Raw genomic sequence first — 17,471 nt, forward strand, 5'->3', positions numbered from 1 at the left:
AAAGCCGACACGCCGACTCATTCTGAACTGACCTTTAAGTCTGTGCTCGGCAGGAATCAGCTCGAGACCTGACTCAGTGCGGCGAGCTCGCCGTCGGTGAGCTCGAGCGAAACCGACTCGAGCAGATCGGGCAACTGTTCCGGGGTGCGTGCGCTCGCGATCGGCGCGGCGACCGTCGGCTGCACGCGCAACCAGGCCAGTGCGACACTGGTGACCGAAACCGCATTTGCGACAGCCACTTCTTCGAGTACGTCGAGCACTCGCTCGCCGCGCGCGTCCAGATATTCCAACGCTCGCGCGGCGCGTGACGGGTCGCCCGACTGCTGGTCCTTCGAGCGGTATTTGCCGGTGAGGAATCCCTGTGCCAGACCGGAATATGGCAGGGTGACGAGGTTCTCACGGGCGACCAGGGGCGCCAGTTTCTTCTCGTAGTCGCGTTTCACGAGATTGTAATGCGGTTGCAGGGCGACGTATTTTGCGAAACCTTCACGGTCCGAGATGGACAGTGCAGAGGCGAGCCGGTCGGGTTCAAAGTTCGACGCCGCGATGTGCCGTACTTTGCCCGCGCGGACGAGCCCGTCGAACGCGGCTAGCGTTTCCTCTTGCGGGGCGTCGAGATCGTCCCGGTGTGCGTAGTAGAGGTCGATGTGGTCGGTTTGCAGGCGGCGCAGGGATTCCTCGACGGCCACGGCGATGTTCGCCGCCGACAGACCCGGCCGCTGGTCCCCGGCGCCGACCTTGGTTGCGATCACCATGTCGTCCCGCCGGCCGCGTGCGGTGAGCCACTTGCCGATGATCGTCTCCGAGCCGCCGCCACCGCCGTATGCGTTCGCCGTGTCCAAGAAGTTGCCGCCGGCCCCGGTGTAGGCGTCAAGCACGGCGAACGACATGGATTCGTCTGCGGTGCGACCGAAGACGGCGCCGCCGAGGTTGAGTCCGAAGATATCCAGTTCCGTGGTGCCGAGCTTTGTCATGCTTTCCAACGTAGCCCAGCCGCGACGGAGGAGAAACCGGGGCACAGCGGTTGTCCATGGCCAGGACTGCCTGCCCAACGCCGTGATCGACTACTGCCAGTTCGGCCCGGCGCCAGGACGCGATGACCGCTGCCGGGGAAGCCATGTACCGCATGCGCACGGGAAAGGCGTCGGCGAAGAACGTTGGCAGCCCTGTGGACCGCAGCCGGAGTTCTGGCCGATCAAGCTTACGACGAAGTCCTCGAACACGGTGACAAGCCGGTGGACGACACTGGTGCCGGGGCCGTGTTCGACGAGTTCCCACGGATCACCTGGCGACAGAACGCCGTCTGGCGCCGGCAAGCCGCACGCTCCTTCGACGACCTCACCGCTGGCCACTGGCCCCAACCCCGGTGCCCAGCCGAGGAGGTGGCGCTGCACCTCATACTCCACTCAGCGGAAGCCGCCGCTGGCGACGACTCCGCCAGGTCCAAATGCCGCGGCGCCGATCCCGCAGAAGTCGAAGACGGCGAGCTCTTAGCTTGTTCTTAACGTGGTTGCTGCGTTGTGGCTGTGGTCGCTGTGTCCCTTTTGGTGGTCTTGCCGACGTGGCATACGAGGGCGCGGGTGTTGTTCCTTGATCCGGATGGGCGGCCTGGGCCTGGTCGTGTTGGTTTCGGTGCGCTGGCGGGCAGGGTGGTTGCCGGTCGGATGTTGCGAAACCCCCGGCGGACGCGGGCGGGGGTCAGTCGGCCGGGGGTGGCGGGCGTCTTTTCCCAGGGACGGCACAGGTCTTCGGTGACGTGGCGGGCGAGCCGGAGTTGGGTGTGCGCGGCGATGATCAACCAGGTCCAGCGGTCGGCCGCGCCGGGGGTGCGAACGCGAGGCTTCGTCCAGCCCAGGGTTTGCTTGAGGAACCGGAAGGTGTGCTCGAGGTCGAAGCGGCGCAGGAACATCTGCCATAACCGATCCATGCCGGCCGCGGTGATCGCGGTGCCGGAGAACCATAGCCACAACGGTTTCGGTGTGCCGTCACCGGGCAGCCGGTCGACCTGCAACCGGATCACCGTGCCCTCGATGATCGGCACGTCACCGTCGTGGTCGGCCCAGGTGCCGCGGTGGGTCAGCTTGGGATGCAGTCGATCCCACGAACGAGCTTGCGCGGTGCCGTATCTCGTGGTCTGGGTAGTCGTGGCGTGGGCGGGCGCGGGCCATGTGCGGGAGTCCTTGAACTTGAACTCGGCTCCGTGCCGCGCACCGGGCGCCGCGGCGCCGCCGGGTAGGCCATCACACGATCTGATCGCACTCGCACCAGCACCCGGACCGGCAGATCGGCCAGCAGGAACGCCAGCCGCGGGCCGTCGTAGCCGGTGTCACCGACGATCCAGATCTCCGGATCGCCCTCGCGCCAGTGCCCAGCCGCGATGAGCTCTTCGGTGACCGTGCGCAGCTGGGGGGGCGGCGACGGCGGTGCCCTCGTCGGGACCCAGCCGCTGGGGGTCCAGGATCGCCGTCCACGATGCGCGGCCCGGCTCCAGCGCCGCGACGAAGGAGTAGGGCCACCCGGGGATCATCTGGGCTTGGCCCTTGCCGCGTGCGTAGGTGTGGCAGAACAGCCGCTCCGGGCTGGTGTTCGCGTCCGGACGCAGCCAGTTGCTGACGTCGATTCCCAGCACGATACGGCCGTCGTCGCAGCGCGGTATCTGCCGGCGGGCGACGATATTGCGGAACCGGTCAATGTCGATCCGGCCGGGTTAACGAACAAGAACCCGGTCAACGCCGCATCGCCCAGTAGCCGACGCCTCCGCTCGGCGCGCAAGGCTCGCAGTGCTGATACAGAAATACTGTCCAATGCAAGGACGCGGACACTGCTCTCGGTTTTCAGCGGGCAGATCACGGTCCGGCCATTGTGGTCCTGCACCTGGTGCGACACCTGCAGCACGCACGCGTTATCGATGTCGCACCACCGTAGGCCTGCCGCTTCACCCCGGCGCAGGCCAAGCAGCGCGACGAGCAGGTACAGCACGTGCAACGGGTGGTCATAGCTGCTCTCCAGGAACGCCGCTGTCTGCGTCGGAGTCCAGACTGCTACGGCCGGGCGCTCGCCGGTTTGGCGCCAGTGAGCTTCTCGGCCTTCGGTCCACACCACAGCACGCGGCCGGCGCCCGGAGGGAAGTTCGATCCAATGTGCCGGGTTCCGGTCGAGCAGTCCCCGGCGGATCGCACCGTTGAGCGCGGCATGAAGAACCCCTCGGACGCGCTGCAGCGTCGCGTAAGACAAGGGCCGGGTGCGACTCGAGTTGGTGCGGATCAACGCTGCGAACATCGCCTGCACCCGCGCGACCGTCAACGACCGCAACGGCACACTTCCCAGGTACGGCTTGAGGTAGTCACGGACGTGCTGAATATAGAGCCGCCGAGTGGAGAAGCTCAGATTCTGGCGCATCTCCAACCAGATATCCAGCCACTGCCCCACCGTCACCACGGCCGCAGCCGGATCGATATCGTTGCCCAGTAAGTACCCCCGTGCTTGTTCCGCGGCGACACCAGAAGAGAAACCGCCACGCCGCACCCGATGCCGCTGTCCATCGCGGCCCACCGGCAGCTCCAGCGAGAAGTACCACGAACCATGGCCACGTTCGTCCAGCCGCGGACCACTACCGGGGATAGTCCGCTCACCGGCCGCGCCGCCGCAACCCGATCAGCCAGACACCTCCACCGAGCAGACCTCGACGAGTAAAGCTGAACCTACTGATCAACGACGCCGGAAACGCCGATCACGGGACAGATCCGGCGCGAGGCATCGTCGGGGGCCTTGATTCACTCACGGTCAGCTGAGCCAGCTTCCGCGCATGCCACCAATGCGCCTCCTGGGGCAGAGACTGGGAGACGGCTTCGCCGATCCACGCCGGCACGACGTCGATGTCCACGTCCCTACCCTTGGGTGCTTCAAGAAACTCACCCGTCAATCCACGCTCGAAGGCCGCCGTCGATCACTTGCGCGGCGCGGCGGACCTCCTCCAGGACACGCTCGCGAACCTCGTCCAAGCCGAGGTCGCCGTACAGGTGCTTCTTCACCGCATCGGCCTTCACGTCCCACAGCCCCACCAGCGCGGTCGCGGCAATCCTCGGCTCCGGGGCGTCCGGGCTCAGGCCGATCCGCTCGGCCAGGATCCCCGCCGCGACGGCGACCACCTGATCCCGCGCGTCGCGCTGATGCGCGCGCAGTGCGGACGTGTCCTCGACCAGCTCGGTGAAGCGCCGCATCGTGGCACGAGCCCGCACCGGATCGTCCTGCCCTCCGAGCCAGGACAGCAAATCCCCGAGCTCGCCGGCCACGATCCGCTGGACGGCCGTCACGAGCGGTGTCCCGACATCGGCCAAGCTCGACCGCAGTGACGCGGCCGTGGCGTCCCAGCGGTCCAGGACCAGCGACTCCTTGGTCGGGAAGTAGTTGAACACGGTCTGCTCGGACACGCCGCACGCCTCGGCGACCTCCGATACCCGGACAGCGTCGAAGCCCCGTTCCATGAACATCTCGGTCGCCGCGTCGGACAGCTGCTGACGCATCAACCGCTTCTTCCGCGCGCGCAACCCCTCCCGAGCCGGCGCACCCTCCTCCGGGGCACGCGTGGTCGTCCAGGTCACCGATCGCGCTTCCATCACCTCAGCATAGTCTAGCCACTCAATTTTTCGTGCTACTATAAATTTTGAGTCACCAAAACTTAGGAGTCGTGATGACCACCACCCCACGTATCGCCATCGTCGGAGCCGGCCCCGGCGGCCTGCTGTGCGCCCGCGTCCTGCAGCGACACGGCCTCGAGGTCGCCGTCTACGACACGGACTCCGGCGTTCACGCCCGCGACGCCGGCGGCACCCTCGACCTGAAGGCCGACTCGGGCCAGATCGCCCTCGAAGACGCCGGCCTCCTTGCGCAGTTCCGCACCCTCGCCCGCCCCGAGGGTCAGGCGAAAACCAGCCTCGACCAGCACGGCACAGTGCTGTCCGCCTTCGTCCCGGAAGAACAGGACGAGGCCGCGAACGAGATCGACCGCGGACAGCTGCGGGCCCTGCTCGCCGAACACCTCACGGCCGGAACCGTGCGCTGGGGCCACAAGCTGCACACCGCGACCCCGCTCCCCGACGGCACGCACCGCCTCGAGTTCACCAACGGCACCGTCAGCGAGGCCGACCTCCTCATCGGCGCCGACGGGGCGTGGTCACGCGTGCGCCCCCTGCTGACCGACGCCACCCCGCACTACAGCGGTATCTCGTTCCTCGACGCCCGCTTCGACGACGTCGACCTCCGGCACCCTCGCGTCGCGAAGCTCGTCGGCACCGGGCACATGTTCGCCACCGACAACGCCGGCCGGGCCCTCATCGGCCAGCGCAACAGCAACGGGCACGTCCGCGGCTACGTCGCCATGCGCACCGACCTGGACTGGTGCGACCAGGCCGGGCTGGACCTCGAGGACCGCACCGCCACGCAGCGGTTCCTGCGCACGGAGTTCGCCGGCTGGTCCGACGACCTGATGCCGTTCATCACCGACGGCGACGGCGGCTTCGTCAACCGGCCGATCCACGTGCTGCCGGCCCCCCTGGAGTGGGAGCACCGGCCCGGGGTGACCCTGCTGGGCGACGCCGCCCACGTCATGTCACCGTGGGGCGGGTTCGGAGTGAACCTCGCGATGCTCGACGGCGCGGAACTCGCCCGGGCCGTGGCCGAGGAACCCACGGTCGACGACGCCATCGTGCGCTACGAAACGGTCATGCTCCCCCGCGCCGGCGAGTACGCCGTCGGCGCCAACCAGGCCATGGAAAGATTCTTCGCCACCAAGGACTTCGACCCCGCCGACATCCCCGACCCCGCCGCCGAACACCGCCAGTCGATCGTCGCAGCCACCGAATACCGGCGCCTCAACCCCCTCGCCGCGGGCTCCGCCTGGACACTGCGGTTCCGGACACCGGGCGGGGAAAAGCGGTCCACGCTCGTGTTCGACACCACCACGGGGACCCTCGACGGCATCCCGGTCGAGAACCTCCTGCGCACCGGCGACGACCTCAAGTTCACCGCCCGGATCACCACACCTTTCAAACTGAAGATCACCTGCACAGCCGCGATCGACGGCGACACGATGACCGGCACCGCGAAAGCCGCGATGATGGCAATCGCGTTCACCGGCACCCGCGGGGCGGCATCGTGACCGACCACCAACACAGCGGAAGGACCGGTCTCGTGTCCCGATTTCACGGCCCCGCCCAGCATCTGGTCGGCAAGGTGCTCATCTCCATCGTGGCCATCGCCGGCCCCGCGGGCGCGATAGCGGCCGACTGGAACGAAACCCACGTGTTCAACCCGACGTGGTCACCGCACGCCAAGTTCCACAACGGTCAGACGATCGCCCTTGGCTTCGAACTCGCCGCGGTGAGCCTGTGGCAGCTGTGGGGCCCGGGAGCTCGATCCCGGGCCGCGGTGCGGTGGGCGACGTTGTTCGCCGGATTCTACTCGGCGACCCAGGTCCCCGCGATCCTGTTCCCCGGCGCCGCCTTGGTCGACCCCGAATTCGCGGACCGTCTCCCTGTCGTCGCCGGGGTCAGGCTCAACCAACTCATCCCCGTCTTCGTCGTGCTCGCGCCGCTGCTCGCCGCGGGATACCGGCTCGCGCGGCCACCCGTCGAGCGGTGAACCACCGGCGGGGTCGGATCCGCGCCCCTCGATCCGGCCCCGCAGGGCAGGATGGCGGCGCCAGTGCCGGTATCGGTGCGGGCGTCCCAGGTTCCGCCGCCGGCCATCCGGCGATGCCAGGTCCAGATCCGTGCTGCGACAGCTGCTGATGACCGCGGACGCGGCCGGGCAGATCGGCTGGGCGATCTCGGTGGATTCGTGGTTCAGCGCAGGCGCTGGTGGAGCTTCCGAGGAAGCCGCGGACGTCTCGACGCCCCTCCTCGCCCTGCCCGCCGGCGCCCGGATCGGCATGACGCTCACCGGCCTCCCGCTCGACACCGCGTGCCGGCTCGTCGTCCACGCCGAGGACGGCGCGACCAGACCGTGTCGTCGTGGCACGTGACCTATGCCGGCGCGATGCGGGTCAACGCGACGACCACCATCGCCACCGGGGACATCGAACGGCTCGACGTCGTCGACGACGACAGCGGCCACCTGCTCCTGGCCGTCAACGCCGATTCGGTGCAGAAGAAGTCCCGGTGAGCTGACCACACCGGGCTTTACACACTGATACCTCCATGCGACGCTCGGGCACGGAGGGGTCGTGTGACGGAGTCGTTCGGGGCGCAGCTACGCCGCTATCGGCTCGCGGCCGGGTTGACGCAGGAGGCGCTCGCCGAGCGAGCTCGTCTCAGCGGCCAGGCGATCGGGGCGCTCGAGCGCGGTGACCGGCGGTTCCCGTACCGCGCCACGGTCGATCGGCTTTCCGCCGCGCTGGACCTCACCGACGAGCAACAGCAGGCCTTCGCAGCCGTGACGTCACGCCGGGGCACTCCCGGCGCGTCCCGTCCCGAGCCGGGTGCGAAGGATCCACCACGCCAGCTGCCAGGGCAACTCGCCGTGTTCGCCGGCCGGGACGCGGAGGTCGATCGCCTGCTCCGGCTCTTCGAGGAGCCCGAGACCGCCGTCGTGGCCGCCATCTCCGGGATGGCCGGCGTCGGCAAGACCTCCCTCGCCGTCCACATCGGACATTTGCTGGCACCGCGGTTCCCCGGCGGTCAGCTCTATCTCGACCTGCGCGGGCACGCGGCACGCCCGACGGCGCCGATCGACGCCCTCGATGCCCTGCTCCGTGCGCTCGGCGACACCGAGCCGGGCACGCTGGCGACACTGCAGGCCGCGTCGGCGCACTTCAGGTCGTTGCTCGCCGGGAAGCGCGTGCTCCTGATCCTGGACAACGCACCGGACGTGGAGCACGTGGCGCCACTGCTCCCCGGCACGGCCGGATCGGCGGCCATCGTGACGAGCCGGGCGGTCTTGCCCACGCTGGCGCAGGCGCATCAGGTCTTCGTGGACGTGCTGCCCGAGCGCGCGGCCGTCGAGCTGCTGGCAGCGACAGCCGGTCCGGACCGGGTGGCCGCCGAACCGGACGCGGCCGCCGCGGTGGTCCGGCTCTGCGGCCGCCTCCCGCTCGCCATCCACCTCGCCGGTGCGCGGCTGGCGACCCGGCCGGGCAGGCCGGTCGCCCACCTGGCCGAGCGGCTGGCCGACGAGCACCGGTGTCTCGACGAGCTGGAAGCAACCCCGACCGGCGTCCGGGCGAGCTTCGCGTGGTCGTTCGACCAGCTCGCGCTCGGCACGCATCCGCTCGACCGGCAGGCGGCACGCGTCTATCCCCTGCTGTCCCTGCTCGACGTCCCGGACCTGCCGACGAGCGTCGTCTGCCGGCTGCTCGATCTGCCCGAGCAGGAGACCGAACGGCTGCTGGAGCGGCTGGCCGATCTGCACCTGCTCGAGGCTCCGGCGCCAGGCCGGTACCGACTGCACGATCTCCTACGCCGTTACGCCGGCGAGCTGGCGACGGCGATCACGGTGCCGGACCGCGCAGCAGCACTCACCCGTGTGCTCGAGCTCTACGCCACGGTGGCGTGGCGGGGCATGGCGCTGGTCTCGGCTTCCTCGCACCGGCTGGACTGGGCAGCAGGCCGAGCCGAGGCAACGGCGGCACCAGCCCTGGACACACCCGCCCAGGCGTTCGGCTGGCTCGACACGCACCACCCGCCCCTCGTCGCCGCCGTCGAGCAGGCCATCGGTATCCCCGGCGTGCCAGGTGACGTCGTCGCCTCGGTCGGGCTCGGGCTGTTCGCGTACTACCGTGCCGGGGCCCGGTGGCGGGACGCGATCCGCGTCAACGAGGCGGCGTTGGCCCTCGTTTCGGCGGGCTCCGACCGGGCCGCGGTCGCCACACTGCGCAACGACCTGGGCATCGCCGCCGCCGAGCTGACCCGCGCGTCCGGTTCCGACGACTACCGGCGAGCCCACGACGAGCTGCGGCAGAGCCTCGCGGACTGTTCACGGCTCGACGACCGCCGATACCTGGCGGCGTGCCTGAACAACCTCTGTTTCGTCTTCGGTCTCGGGAACGACCTCGACGAGGCCGTCGACTTCGGTGAACGGAGCCTCGCGCTCAACCGCGAGCTGGGCATGTCCCAGGCCGAAACGATGACGCTGGTCAACCTCGGCGTGCTTTACGGCCGGAAAGGCGACCCGCAGCGAGAATTCGCCTACGCCACCGAAGCGCTCGACGTAGCGCGAAGAACCGGCGACGACCGCGGCATGGCCTACGCGCAGTCGAGGATCGGCGTCGTGCATCAGGAAGCCGGACGGTACGAGCCCGCCGTCACCAACCTCAGGCAAAGCGCCCGGCTCTGGCGAGCGGCGGGAGTCCGGCTCGACGAAGGAATCGCACTGGCCGCCCTCGGCCGCACCCTCCTCGACATGGGCGAGCCCTGCGCTGCCGCCAAGGTCCTCGCCGATGCCCACACCCTGCTGCACCACCACGGCGGTGCCGAACGCGAGACCGCCGTCCTCGCCGACCTCGAACTGGCGCGGAACGCCGCCAAGTGTGCAGGCGAACTGTAGAGGTTGTCGCTGTTCGTCACCGCCGCGACCGGACAGGCTGGGCAACACGTGCCGGGGTCCTTCGGCGCGGGCTCACTCACCTAGGGAAACGAGGGGAATGTGACCGTACGCACGGGGGTCACCCGGGCCGCCATCGGTTTGCTCACCGCCGGGCTGCTGCCGTTGACGCTGGCCGTCCCGGCCGAAGCAACGAACTACGCCTACGACGGCAAGGACCCCATCGCGACCGGATGCGCCAACGACGCCACGACGAAAGCGCTGTCACACCTCAATTCCGGGGGTGACTGGAGCGAAGCCTATGTGGAGCTGCGGTACAGCCTCAAATGCCACACGGCGTGGGCTCGGCTGAGCAACGCCTACGGTCCTGACCCGGGCAACTTCACCGGCGGCTACGCATTGATCCACCGTAATTCCGACCTCAAGCAATACCGGTGCGATCTCGTCGATGCGGACGAGCACACGTCGTGCTACACCGCGATGGTCTACGACAAGGACCCGATCACGTCCAGTGCGTACGGACTCGATCACGACTGGAAGCTTCGCCACTGGGTCGATGCCTGGACCTCCCCGTACTGATCCGGCCCCGAAGGCAGCGATCCGGCAAGGGTCGCGAAAGCCTTGGGACCGCGTACCCCAGGCGCGGTCCCAAGGCAGGCGGTCAGACCCAGCCGATCACCGTCAGCAGCACGCCCAGGATTCCGGCGCCGGCCAGCGCCGTCACCACTCCGCGCCGGAACACGAGCAGCCAGCACAGGGCAAGGGCCAGCACCACGCCCTGCCCGGGGTGGCTCAGTGCCCGGGTCAACGCGACCGTCGAGCCCGCGATAGCGCCGATCGCGGCGGCTCCGGCACCCGTGAGGAACGCCTGCACCCGCTGGTTGCCCCGCAAGCGATCCAGATGGGGGCCGCCGATCAGCACGAAGGCGAAGGACGGGGCAAAGACGACCAGTGCGGCCAGCAGCGGGCTGGTCAGCCCCACGGCGGCGTGGCCGACTACGGCGACCGTCTGCACGACCGGGCCAGGGGTGATCTGGCCGAGCACCACCGCGTCGAGGAACTGGGCGTCGGTCATCCAGCCGTAGGTGTGCACCGCGTGTGGGGTTCCATAACCCTGTCGCCGGTTCTGACCAATAGTTTTACGCTGCCCGTTCGTATTCGTTGATCAAGCCTCCGAGTACCTGCTGTCGTTTGATCCGCTGCGAGCTGAGGTCTGCCACGGCGGGGGTCGGCCGTGGTGGGCGAAGCCCGCGGGAACGATGCGGCCGTCGACCGTTGTAGTACCGGACGTACTCGGCGACCGCGGCGCGCAGATGCCGCTCGCTCACGATCAACATGCGATCGGTGAGCTCGGTTCTGGCTGTGAGCACAAACCGCTCGGCGTAGCCGTTCGCCCGCGGGCAACGCGAAGGAATCCGCACCGTCTCGATGCCCGCCGTCCGCGTAGACCACCCGCACTACCAACGACCCATCCGTCCGAGCCTGCTGCTCACGCAATGGGATAACCGCAACATCGTGCATCGCACCCACCGTCGGAACCGTCATCGCGGCCCGGTCGTCCCCCGGACGATAACCAACAGCGCACCCTCAGCCGTTACTGTCACCACAACCTCCCAGTCCCGGGCCAACCGCCGCTCGAGCACCAGAAGGCACGGCAGCCAAACTCTTGACCAGCGGGTTCGGGGTTCGAGTCCCTGATGGCGCACAGTCGAAAAGCAAACCCCACCAACGGTTTCCCTGCAGTTTCAGGGTCGCTGTCGGTGGGCTTTGTTGATCTGTGGGTCCGCGCTGGGGCCGTTGTGGGTCCCACCCAGAGTCCCGCCGGCACGGATGAAGCGCGGACCATGTCCGACGGCTCGGCGTCGCCCTTGCCGGGTAGACCTAGCGCCTGACCTGCAGATCTTCCGTCCCCGGTCGTAGCCGGCGCGGCGGACCAAGCTCGCGGTCGCCTCCGCGCAGGCCTGAGCCAGCGATGGGAGCACGCTGGTGTACGTGTCGGCCGTCAGGACGATGCTGGCGTGACCCAACAGTGCCTGTACGGTCTTCAGATCGTTGCCCGCGGCCAGGGACAGCGTCGCCGCGCCGTGGCGCAGGTCGTGGAACCGCACCGGTGGCAGATCAGCCTTCTCGATCAGCCGTCGGAACGTGTGCGACACGTAACTCAGGGCTGCCTCCGATGGGAGTCATCGCCAAGATCGAGGAGTCAGTGACCTCGCAGGTCCGCGTTCAGGCCGCTACAAAGGAGTGGTGACCGGGGATGATTTCGACTGGCTGTCGACGAGCACGCTGGGTGAAGCCGCCTGTGTGACCATGGTGAAGACGACGGACGTGGACGCCGTGGTGCGAGACTTCGGCGGGGTGACAAGCGAGGCCCGGACCGTCCCGTTCGCGGCGACAGGGAACGACCTCGACCAGGCGTACACGGTTGCCGTGTGCCGACAGGGCGAGTACGTCGTCGCGATCGAAACCAACGGCTTCCAGGGCACGCGACCCGAGGTCCTGCGCCGGGTGTCGCAGCTCGGGGAAACGGTGAGCGCCTTCTGGAACATCGAGGCACTGACCAGGTTCAGCTACGCCGTTGACGGCCGCATCAAGACGGCGTTCGAAGCAGGCGCCGACTCGTGGAAGGACGGCGAGGACCCCGATTGCCTGACGCCGCTGGCCGCGGACATCGACTGGGCGGCGAGCCATTGGCGGACGGGGCTGCTCCTGCTCGCCGCGCGGCTGACCGGGCAACCGTTCACCGAAGACTGGCTGGACGGCGACGCCCTCGTCGCACCGATCGCCGAACACCTCGAGGACGTGCACCCGGTGACGCCCGGGTTCGAGCCGCTGGAGTACCAGCACCCGGTACTCGCCGCCGCGCTGCGCCGTGCCGACAACGAGCCGCTGCTGACAGTCGCCCATGCCGCCGTCGACGAAGTTCTCGCCTCCGCCGGGCTGACCGAGGTACCCGACAGCGGAACCGAGTTCGACGAACTGGTCCGGATGGCCCGCTACGAGGCCGGCTACGCACCGGACGCCGACCGCCTCCGGCTCCTCGCCCTGGACGCCGTACGCACGCTGCGCACCGCACCGAACCCGCTCACCGCCGCATTCAAGACGATCTACGCGGCGATACTCGCCAAGCAACTGGACCGCCACGATCCGGCACCGCTGCTCGCCGGTTTCCTGGACCTACTGGGAAACCCACCGGCACCGTCCGGCGCGGACGGCGCCCGCGCCGGCACCGGCGGCCCGCTGCAACGCCACGCGTGGATCACCGAGCACTGGCTCGGCCTCGCAGCCTCCATCACCTACGCCCGCAGCACCCCACTCGACACCGTCGCGGCGGCGTTCGGCGGCATCGAGTTCGGTGCAGGACCGGTGTCCCTCACCGACACCGAACAGGTCGCACTGCGACGCGAGGACGACTGGACAATCGCGATCGCGTTCAACCGCAGCCCGTTCGCGCACCAGATCGTCGAGGCTCTTCGGCCGCACACCACAGTGCTCAACGTCGGCTGGGAGACGCGCGGCAACAAGCTGGCCTACTTTGCCCAACCTGGCCACGACGTCGTCGTGATCCGGCCGGGCCAAGGTGCCGTCCCGGCACCCCTGGCTTCCTACACCACGTCGCTCCCGGCACCGGCGGGCAACGCCACTCCGTGGCTGCTCGCGCTGGGCGAAGCCGTCACCGGCATCACTTTCACCCCAGAAGGACTCGATGCGCAACACACACTTCTCCGCCTTGGATGAAGGCTCGGGTCTGGGTATCCCATTGCTGCCTACACGCCCAGTCCACCCGCTGAACCCGCTGCTGCACCGCCGGCGGGACCGCCCCACGACATCATGCGGCCGCACCAAGGCCAGCAAAGCACGGGCCTGAGAAGCGGACTGTGTCTTGCGGTTGCCGGTGTCGTCTAGGGTCCGGGACGTCCGGTATAGGGCGCCGCGCCGCCGATTGCGGCCGTGGTGGGCTGGGCTGCCAAGTCGCCGGAGACAAGCCAACGGCGCCGGCCTGGCGGGCTTGGTCGACCGCGGAGTGCCTTACCGAGCTGTGCTATACCCAGCGGCTCGCGGACGAAGGTGATGTTGCCTCGGGCGGCTCCAAGGTGACTGATACGACAACGCAAGGTCGGAGGCGTTCAAACGGTTGCACAAAGCCGAATGTGTCCGCAACTGCGGCTCCTTGGCTCGGGATCGACGAACCGGAAGTCGCGCCGGCGGAGTACATCGACAAGTACGACGGCCAGTGCCTTGACGGCGAGCTCGGACGCTTCCCGCATGCCGAGTATGGCGCTACACCCGATGTAACTGGTCAGGTCATGGAATTGCGGGCAGCCAGGGGTTTCCCTCGGCGAGTGTGACGAGGGTGTCGAAGAAGTGGTGGCCGTGTTTGGCTGCGGTGGATAGGTAGCTGCGTATGGCGCAGAACTGCCCGGCTCCGGCGAGGGTACGGAGGCAGCCGGAGATCTTCTGCCGCAGCTTGATCATGCGAATGTCACGTTCGGAGCCGTTGTTGTCGGCGGGGATCCGCCAGTCGGTGGTGAAGCGGAGGTAGTCGTCTTGCCGGTTGATCAGTCTGCGGGCGAGTGCGTTGTGCTTGCACGCCAGCGCATCCACTCGATCGGCGGTCTGGGTGATCCCGACCTGGGCGGCGGAACGGTAGCGGCGGATCTGGATGGTCAGCGCGTCGGCATCCACCGCGTCGGCACCGGCGGCGATCGCCTCGGCCACCAGGTGTTGCATCGCGACGAGCGCGTCAGCGACCTGGGTTGCCCAGCACCATGGGCTCTCCGGCGGCACGGTTTCGGTCACGGCCTGCAATTCGCGCAGCGCGTGGGCACAGCAGAGTTGATGGTCGGCATCGAGGTAGGTGTCATACGGTGCCCACGCGTCGTGCACGGCGACCCCACGGAACCGACCGAGCACACCGGCGTCGTCGATACCCGCGCGGCCGCGTTTGGGGTGACACGTGATCAGGGTGTACTTCTCAGTGCGGGCGCAGTGCACCCAGTGCAGCGTCCCGGCGACGCGAAGCCCGGTCTCGTCGAACCCGGCCACTGCGGCCGCTGCAATCAGGTCACGCAGACGGGTCAGGAAGTCGGTCAACCCGTCGGCGGCGCGTGCGGTCATCGCTGCCACCGTGCCCTGCGAGATCGGGGTACCGAACAGCTCAGCCAACGCGGTCGCGGTGCGTTTCTTCGACAGGAACTGCCCGACATACAGATAGAGGACGATCGCGGTGATCCGCGGCCCGTACTGCACCGGCGCCGTCACCCCAGCCGGCGCTGCGCCGCAGGTGGTGGTCCCACACTCACAGCGGCGCGCGATGAGCTGGTGCTCGGTCACCCGCACCGTGATCGGCGGCAGATCGAACACCTGCCGCCGCTCCACCCCGACCTCCGCCGCGAAGGCCAGATCCGCACCACAACCGGAACAAGGACCGGGCTCATGCCGCACTCGCTCATGCGGATCGGTGACCTGCGCCAGCGTCGACCCCGGATGCCCGGACTGCCCGCCCGGCTTGCGGCCGCTCCTGCGCCGCAACGACTTCGGCGCCGGCTTCACAAACGGCGAATCCGATGACGGTGGCTTCGACGAGTTCCGGCTGTTCTGCCCCAACTGCCGCCGGAGTTCAGCGTTCTCGGCCCGCAAAGCAGCGACCTCAACCCGCAACTCCTCGATCACCGCCGCCTGCCGCACCACCAGGGCGGCAAGCTCGTCATACGACGGACGCCCATCCCCGGCCTGCACAACAAGATCATCTCACGGGGGCAAACACACCCCGGAAACGACCTGACCAGTTACCACCCGATAACCCATCCGATCACTGCATCTAAAAACCAGCTGGTCCAGGCTCCACGAAATCCGCTGCTCGACATGTTCAAGGGGCTGACCAGGAAGGAATAGCGGTCAGGTGGTGGTGGTCGTCGGGCCGCATGCCTAGAATGCCAGTATGACTGGCGCCCGGTTGAACCAGCGGACCGGGACAGCGCTTCTCGGCGTGGGAATCGTCTCGCTCGAGTTTGCTGCTGCGGTAACCAATTTCGTCGCCTCCACGCTGCTACCCGTGGTATCCACTGCTCTGGGTGCGCGCAATAGCCTTGCCCTTTTGATCGCGGGGTCGACGCTGGGGTTGTTCGTGGCGCTACCGCTGGCGAGCCGGGTTCTCCGCCTGCTCGGCACCAACGGCACCCTGGGGACAGGAATCCTCGCCTACATTGGTGGGCTCGTCCTTGCTGCCACCGCGCAAACCGCGTGGATTTTTGCCGTGGGACAGTTCGCAAACGGGCTCGCCAGCGGGCTCCTGGCGGTGTTCGGCATCAGTTCCGCGATCCGGCACCTTAGCGAGCAACTGCGCATGCGCGTGGTGGCGGCGTCGTCGGCGATGTGGATCCTGCCCGCTCTGGTCGGTCCAGCCGCCACCCTGGGGCTGGAGCACCTCGTGGGCTGGCGTTGGACTCTGCTCGTCCCGGTGCCGTTCGTCCTCCTGGGACGACTCCTCGTGATGCGTGCCGTCCGTGACGACCCTCCAGACGAGTCCGAACACCGTCCGCTGGCGCGGACACTGTTGATCCCGTTGGGCGCCGCGAGTGTAGTGCTGAGCATGGGGTGGTGGCCGCTCGCGATCATCGGCGCCGTGATCGCACTGGCGGGAATGATCACGATCCTGCCCGAGGGAACGGCGCGCTTCCGGCCGGAAACCCCAGCCGCCCTCGGCACGATGGTCCTGTTCGCAATCGGCTACTTCGGCGCGGACAGCCTGATCACCGTGCTGCTGACGTCCGGCCTCGGGATAAGCCTCGGAAAGGCCGTGATCGTCCTGAGCGCAGCCCCGTTGGGCTGGGGCGTGACCAGCCTATTCGCCACCCAGTTCGTGTCGGAGCGCAGCAAGCACCGCTTTCCCGCCATCGGTCTGGGTCTAGCCGCCCTCGGAACGGCCGTGCTGGCCGTGGGGCTGGTCGTCGCCATACCGTTCACAATGATGGTCGCCGCTTGGGCTGTCGGCGGAATCGGCATCGGGCTGGCGTATCCGGTCATGTACATAAGGGCGACGACCGCAGGCGCGAGTGGCTTCACGGCGGTGGAACTCGCCACTGCGGTCATCACAGCCGAGTGCACCGGGCAGTTGCTGGGACGGGCGATCGGCGGCACCCTCAGCTCGGCCGACAGCTTCAATGGGCTGCTGGCCTCCTACGTGTTGTTCACGGTCGTGTTGACGGCTGCTGCGGGGACTACGCGCCGAAGGGCGATCACCGATAGTCCCCGCCCGTCTGACATCTGACCAATTCGGTCAAGGTCATCACCCTCCTCCTGAGGAGGACATTACGCTGCCGGATGAGAGCGTCGACGCTTGTGCGCGCCGGACAGTTGCTGCACAGGGTGGCCCGACCGGACATCCCGGAAATAGCCAGGGGTGCTCCGGCATGGCGGTGTTGTGGATCTCGGACGATCTCCGGTGGATCGAGCGGCTGTGCCGAGGAGCCGGCGACCCGAGGCGGACGCTGCCCAAGCGGTAGCAGATCGGCCCGCCACTGCACTCGATCGGACGCGTGGTCTAGGAGTCGCTAGATGAAGCCATCGAGGGCGACTGTAAATCATGTGCCACAGATTCTAATTTTAGGGACACTCGCTTTCGATCACTCCAGCAGGTTCGCGGTCCAGGTGAGCGAGGAGGCCACCTGCTCCTCGTCTATCGAGTGCGACACCATGATGTCGCCAGCCAGCACCGCTTCGTGCGCCTCCGCGGAAATGTGGTTCCAACGCCAGACACGCTACTGAGCGCTAGGACCGGCGCGCCGCGGCGGCCGAATCCCGGAATTCCCGATCGCGGTGCCGCAGCTGTGCAAGGGCGCCCTGATGTCCGCGCCGTGGCGGCACCTGCCGTTGACATCCCATCCCGCGGACGCGCTCACCTCCGCCACCGGTACCGGCGCAGCACCGGGGCC

The 17,471-nt window shown here is 68.1% G+C and carries 17 protein-coding genes and 1 pseudogene; 8 read left to right on the forward strand and 10 right to left on the reverse strand.

Going from position 1 to position 17,471, the window contains the following annotated elements; genetic code table 11:
• Positions 1-56 precede the first annotated feature (56 nt).
• From A3CE_RS0112825 to A3CE_RS0112830, 6 genes and pseudogenes are all read right to left on the reverse strand, one after another.
• Positions 57-974 carry an aldo/keto reductase gene (locus tag A3CE_RS0112825; protein ID WP_020640491.1) on the reverse strand — a complete coding sequence of 306 codons (918 nt, stop codon included), beginning with the start codon at positions 972-974 and terminating at the stop codon, positions 57-59.
• Positions 975-1,501: 527 nt separating this feature from the next.
• Positions 1,502-2,041: a hypothetical protein gene (locus A3CE_RS57990; RefSeq protein WP_211231846.1), complete on the reverse strand. Its 540-nt coding sequence runs from the start codon at positions 2,039-2,041 to the stop codon at positions 1,502-1,504.
• Positions 2,042-2,076: 35 nt separating this feature from the next.
• The gene (locus A3CE_RS57995; protein ID WP_211231908.1) at positions 2,077-2,403 is read right to left on the reverse strand and encodes a transposase; all 327 of its coding nucleotides are present in this window, start codon (positions 2,401-2,403) and stop codon (positions 2,077-2,079) included.
• Positions 2,327-2,698 carry a transposase gene (locus tag A3CE_RS58570; protein ID WP_312024843.1) on the reverse strand — a complete coding sequence of 124 codons (372 nt, stop codon included), beginning with the start codon at positions 2,696-2,698 and terminating at the stop codon, positions 2,327-2,329. The genes A3CE_RS57995 and A3CE_RS58570 overlap by 77 nt, the downstream gene beginning before the upstream one ends.
• 593 nt (positions 2,699-3,291) lie before the next feature.
• Positions 3,292-3,552: pseudogene (locus tag A3CE_RS59585) on the reverse strand (tyrosine-type recombinase/integrase); the annotation flags it as partial.
• Positions 3,553-3,911: 359 nt separating this feature from the next.
• The gene (locus A3CE_RS0112830; protein ID WP_084641509.1) at positions 3,912-4,616 is read right to left on the reverse strand and encodes a TetR family transcriptional regulator; all 705 of its coding nucleotides are present in this window, start codon (positions 4,614-4,616) and stop codon (positions 3,912-3,914) included.
• A 74-nt stretch (positions 4,617-4,690) separates the two neighbouring features.
• Between A3CE_RS0112830 and A3CE_RS50975 the strand changes: the two genes are divergently transcribed.
• From A3CE_RS50975 to A3CE_RS50990, 6 genes are all read left to right on the forward strand, one after another.
• Complete coding sequence (locus A3CE_RS50975) at positions 4,691-6,157, forward strand: FAD-dependent oxidoreductase (protein WP_020640493.1); 1,467 nt, start codon at positions 4,691-4,693, stop codon at positions 6,155-6,157.
• 32 nt (positions 6,158-6,189) lie between these two features.
• Entirely contained in the window at positions 6,190-6,639 is a 450-nt protein-coding gene (locus A3CE_RS50980; RefSeq protein WP_020640494.1) for a DUF6640 family protein, read from the forward strand.
• A gap of 130 nt (positions 6,640-6,769) precedes the next feature.
• Entirely contained in the window at positions 6,770-7,021 is a 252-nt protein-coding gene (locus tag A3CE_RS0112845) for a hypothetical protein (RefSeq protein ID WP_020640495.1), read from the forward strand.
• The gene (locus A3CE_RS56460) at positions 7,018-7,161 is read left to right on the forward strand and encodes a hypothetical protein (protein WP_020640496.1); all 144 of its coding nucleotides are present in this window, start codon (positions 7,018-7,020) and stop codon (positions 7,159-7,161) included. The genes A3CE_RS0112845 and A3CE_RS56460 overlap by 4 nt, the downstream gene beginning before the upstream one ends.
• Positions 7,162-7,224: 63 nt before the next feature.
• Positions 7,225-9,540, forward strand: coding sequence for an XRE family transcriptional regulator (locus A3CE_RS50985; protein ID WP_020640497.1), 2,316 nt, complete (start codon positions 7,225-7,227; stop codon positions 9,538-9,540).
• A gap of 99 nt (positions 9,541-9,639) precedes the next feature.
• Positions 9,640-10,116: a DUF2690 domain-containing protein gene (locus A3CE_RS50990; protein WP_020640498.1), complete on the forward strand. Its 477-nt coding sequence runs from the start codon at positions 9,640-9,642 to the stop codon at positions 10,114-10,116.
• Between the two features lie 82 nt (positions 10,117-10,198).
• On the opposite strand, the gene A3CE_RS0112865 is transcribed toward A3CE_RS50990, so the two are convergent.
• From A3CE_RS0112865 to A3CE_RS55090, 3 genes are all read right to left on the reverse strand, one after another.
• Positions 10,199-10,630, reverse strand: coding sequence for a chromate transporter (locus tag A3CE_RS0112865; protein ID WP_020640499.1), 432 nt, complete (start codon positions 10,628-10,630; stop codon positions 10,199-10,201).
• Between the two features lie 46 nt (positions 10,631-10,676).
• Positions 10,677-10,958 carry an integrase core domain-containing protein gene (locus A3CE_RS55085; protein ID WP_211231847.1) on the reverse strand — a complete coding sequence of 94 codons (282 nt, stop codon included), beginning with the start codon at positions 10,956-10,958 and terminating at the stop codon, positions 10,677-10,679.
• Positions 10,959-11,282: 324 nt separating this feature from the next.
• Positions 11,283-11,693: a tyrosine-type recombinase/integrase gene (locus A3CE_RS55090; protein ID WP_084641512.1), complete on the reverse strand. Its 411-nt coding sequence runs from the start codon at positions 11,691-11,693 to the stop codon at positions 11,283-11,285.
• A gap of 91 nt (positions 11,694-11,784) precedes the next feature.
• On the opposite strand from A3CE_RS55090, the gene A3CE_RS0112870 reads away from it, so the two are divergent.
• The gene (locus A3CE_RS0112870; protein WP_020640500.1) at positions 11,785-13,275 is read left to right on the forward strand and encodes a DUF6461 domain-containing protein; all 1,491 of its coding nucleotides are present in this window, start codon (positions 11,785-11,787) and stop codon (positions 13,273-13,275) included.
• A gap of 567 nt (positions 13,276-13,842) precedes the next feature.
• Here the strand turns inward: A3CE_RS0112870 and tnpC are convergent.
• On the reverse strand, positions 13,843-15,276 hold the full coding sequence (tnpC, locus tag A3CE_RS50995; protein WP_026468424.1) for an IS66 family transposase: 1,434 nt from the start codon (positions 15,274-15,276) through the stop codon (positions 13,843-13,845).
• Positions 15,277-15,478: 202 nt separating this feature from the next.
• Here tnpC and A3CE_RS0112880 point away from each other — a divergent pair, with 202 nt between their 5' ends.
• Positions 15,479-16,807, forward strand: coding sequence for an MFS transporter (locus A3CE_RS0112880; protein WP_020640502.1), 1,329 nt, complete (start codon positions 15,479-15,481; stop codon positions 16,805-16,807).
• The last annotated feature ends 664 nt before the right edge of the window (positions 16,808-17,471 follow it).

This window comes from Amycolatopsis balhimycina FH 1894, assembly GCF_000384295.1.
In the GTDB taxonomy this organism is placed as follows: Bacteria; Actinomycetota; Actinomycetes; order Mycobacteriales; family Pseudonocardiaceae; genus Amycolatopsis; species Amycolatopsis balhimycina.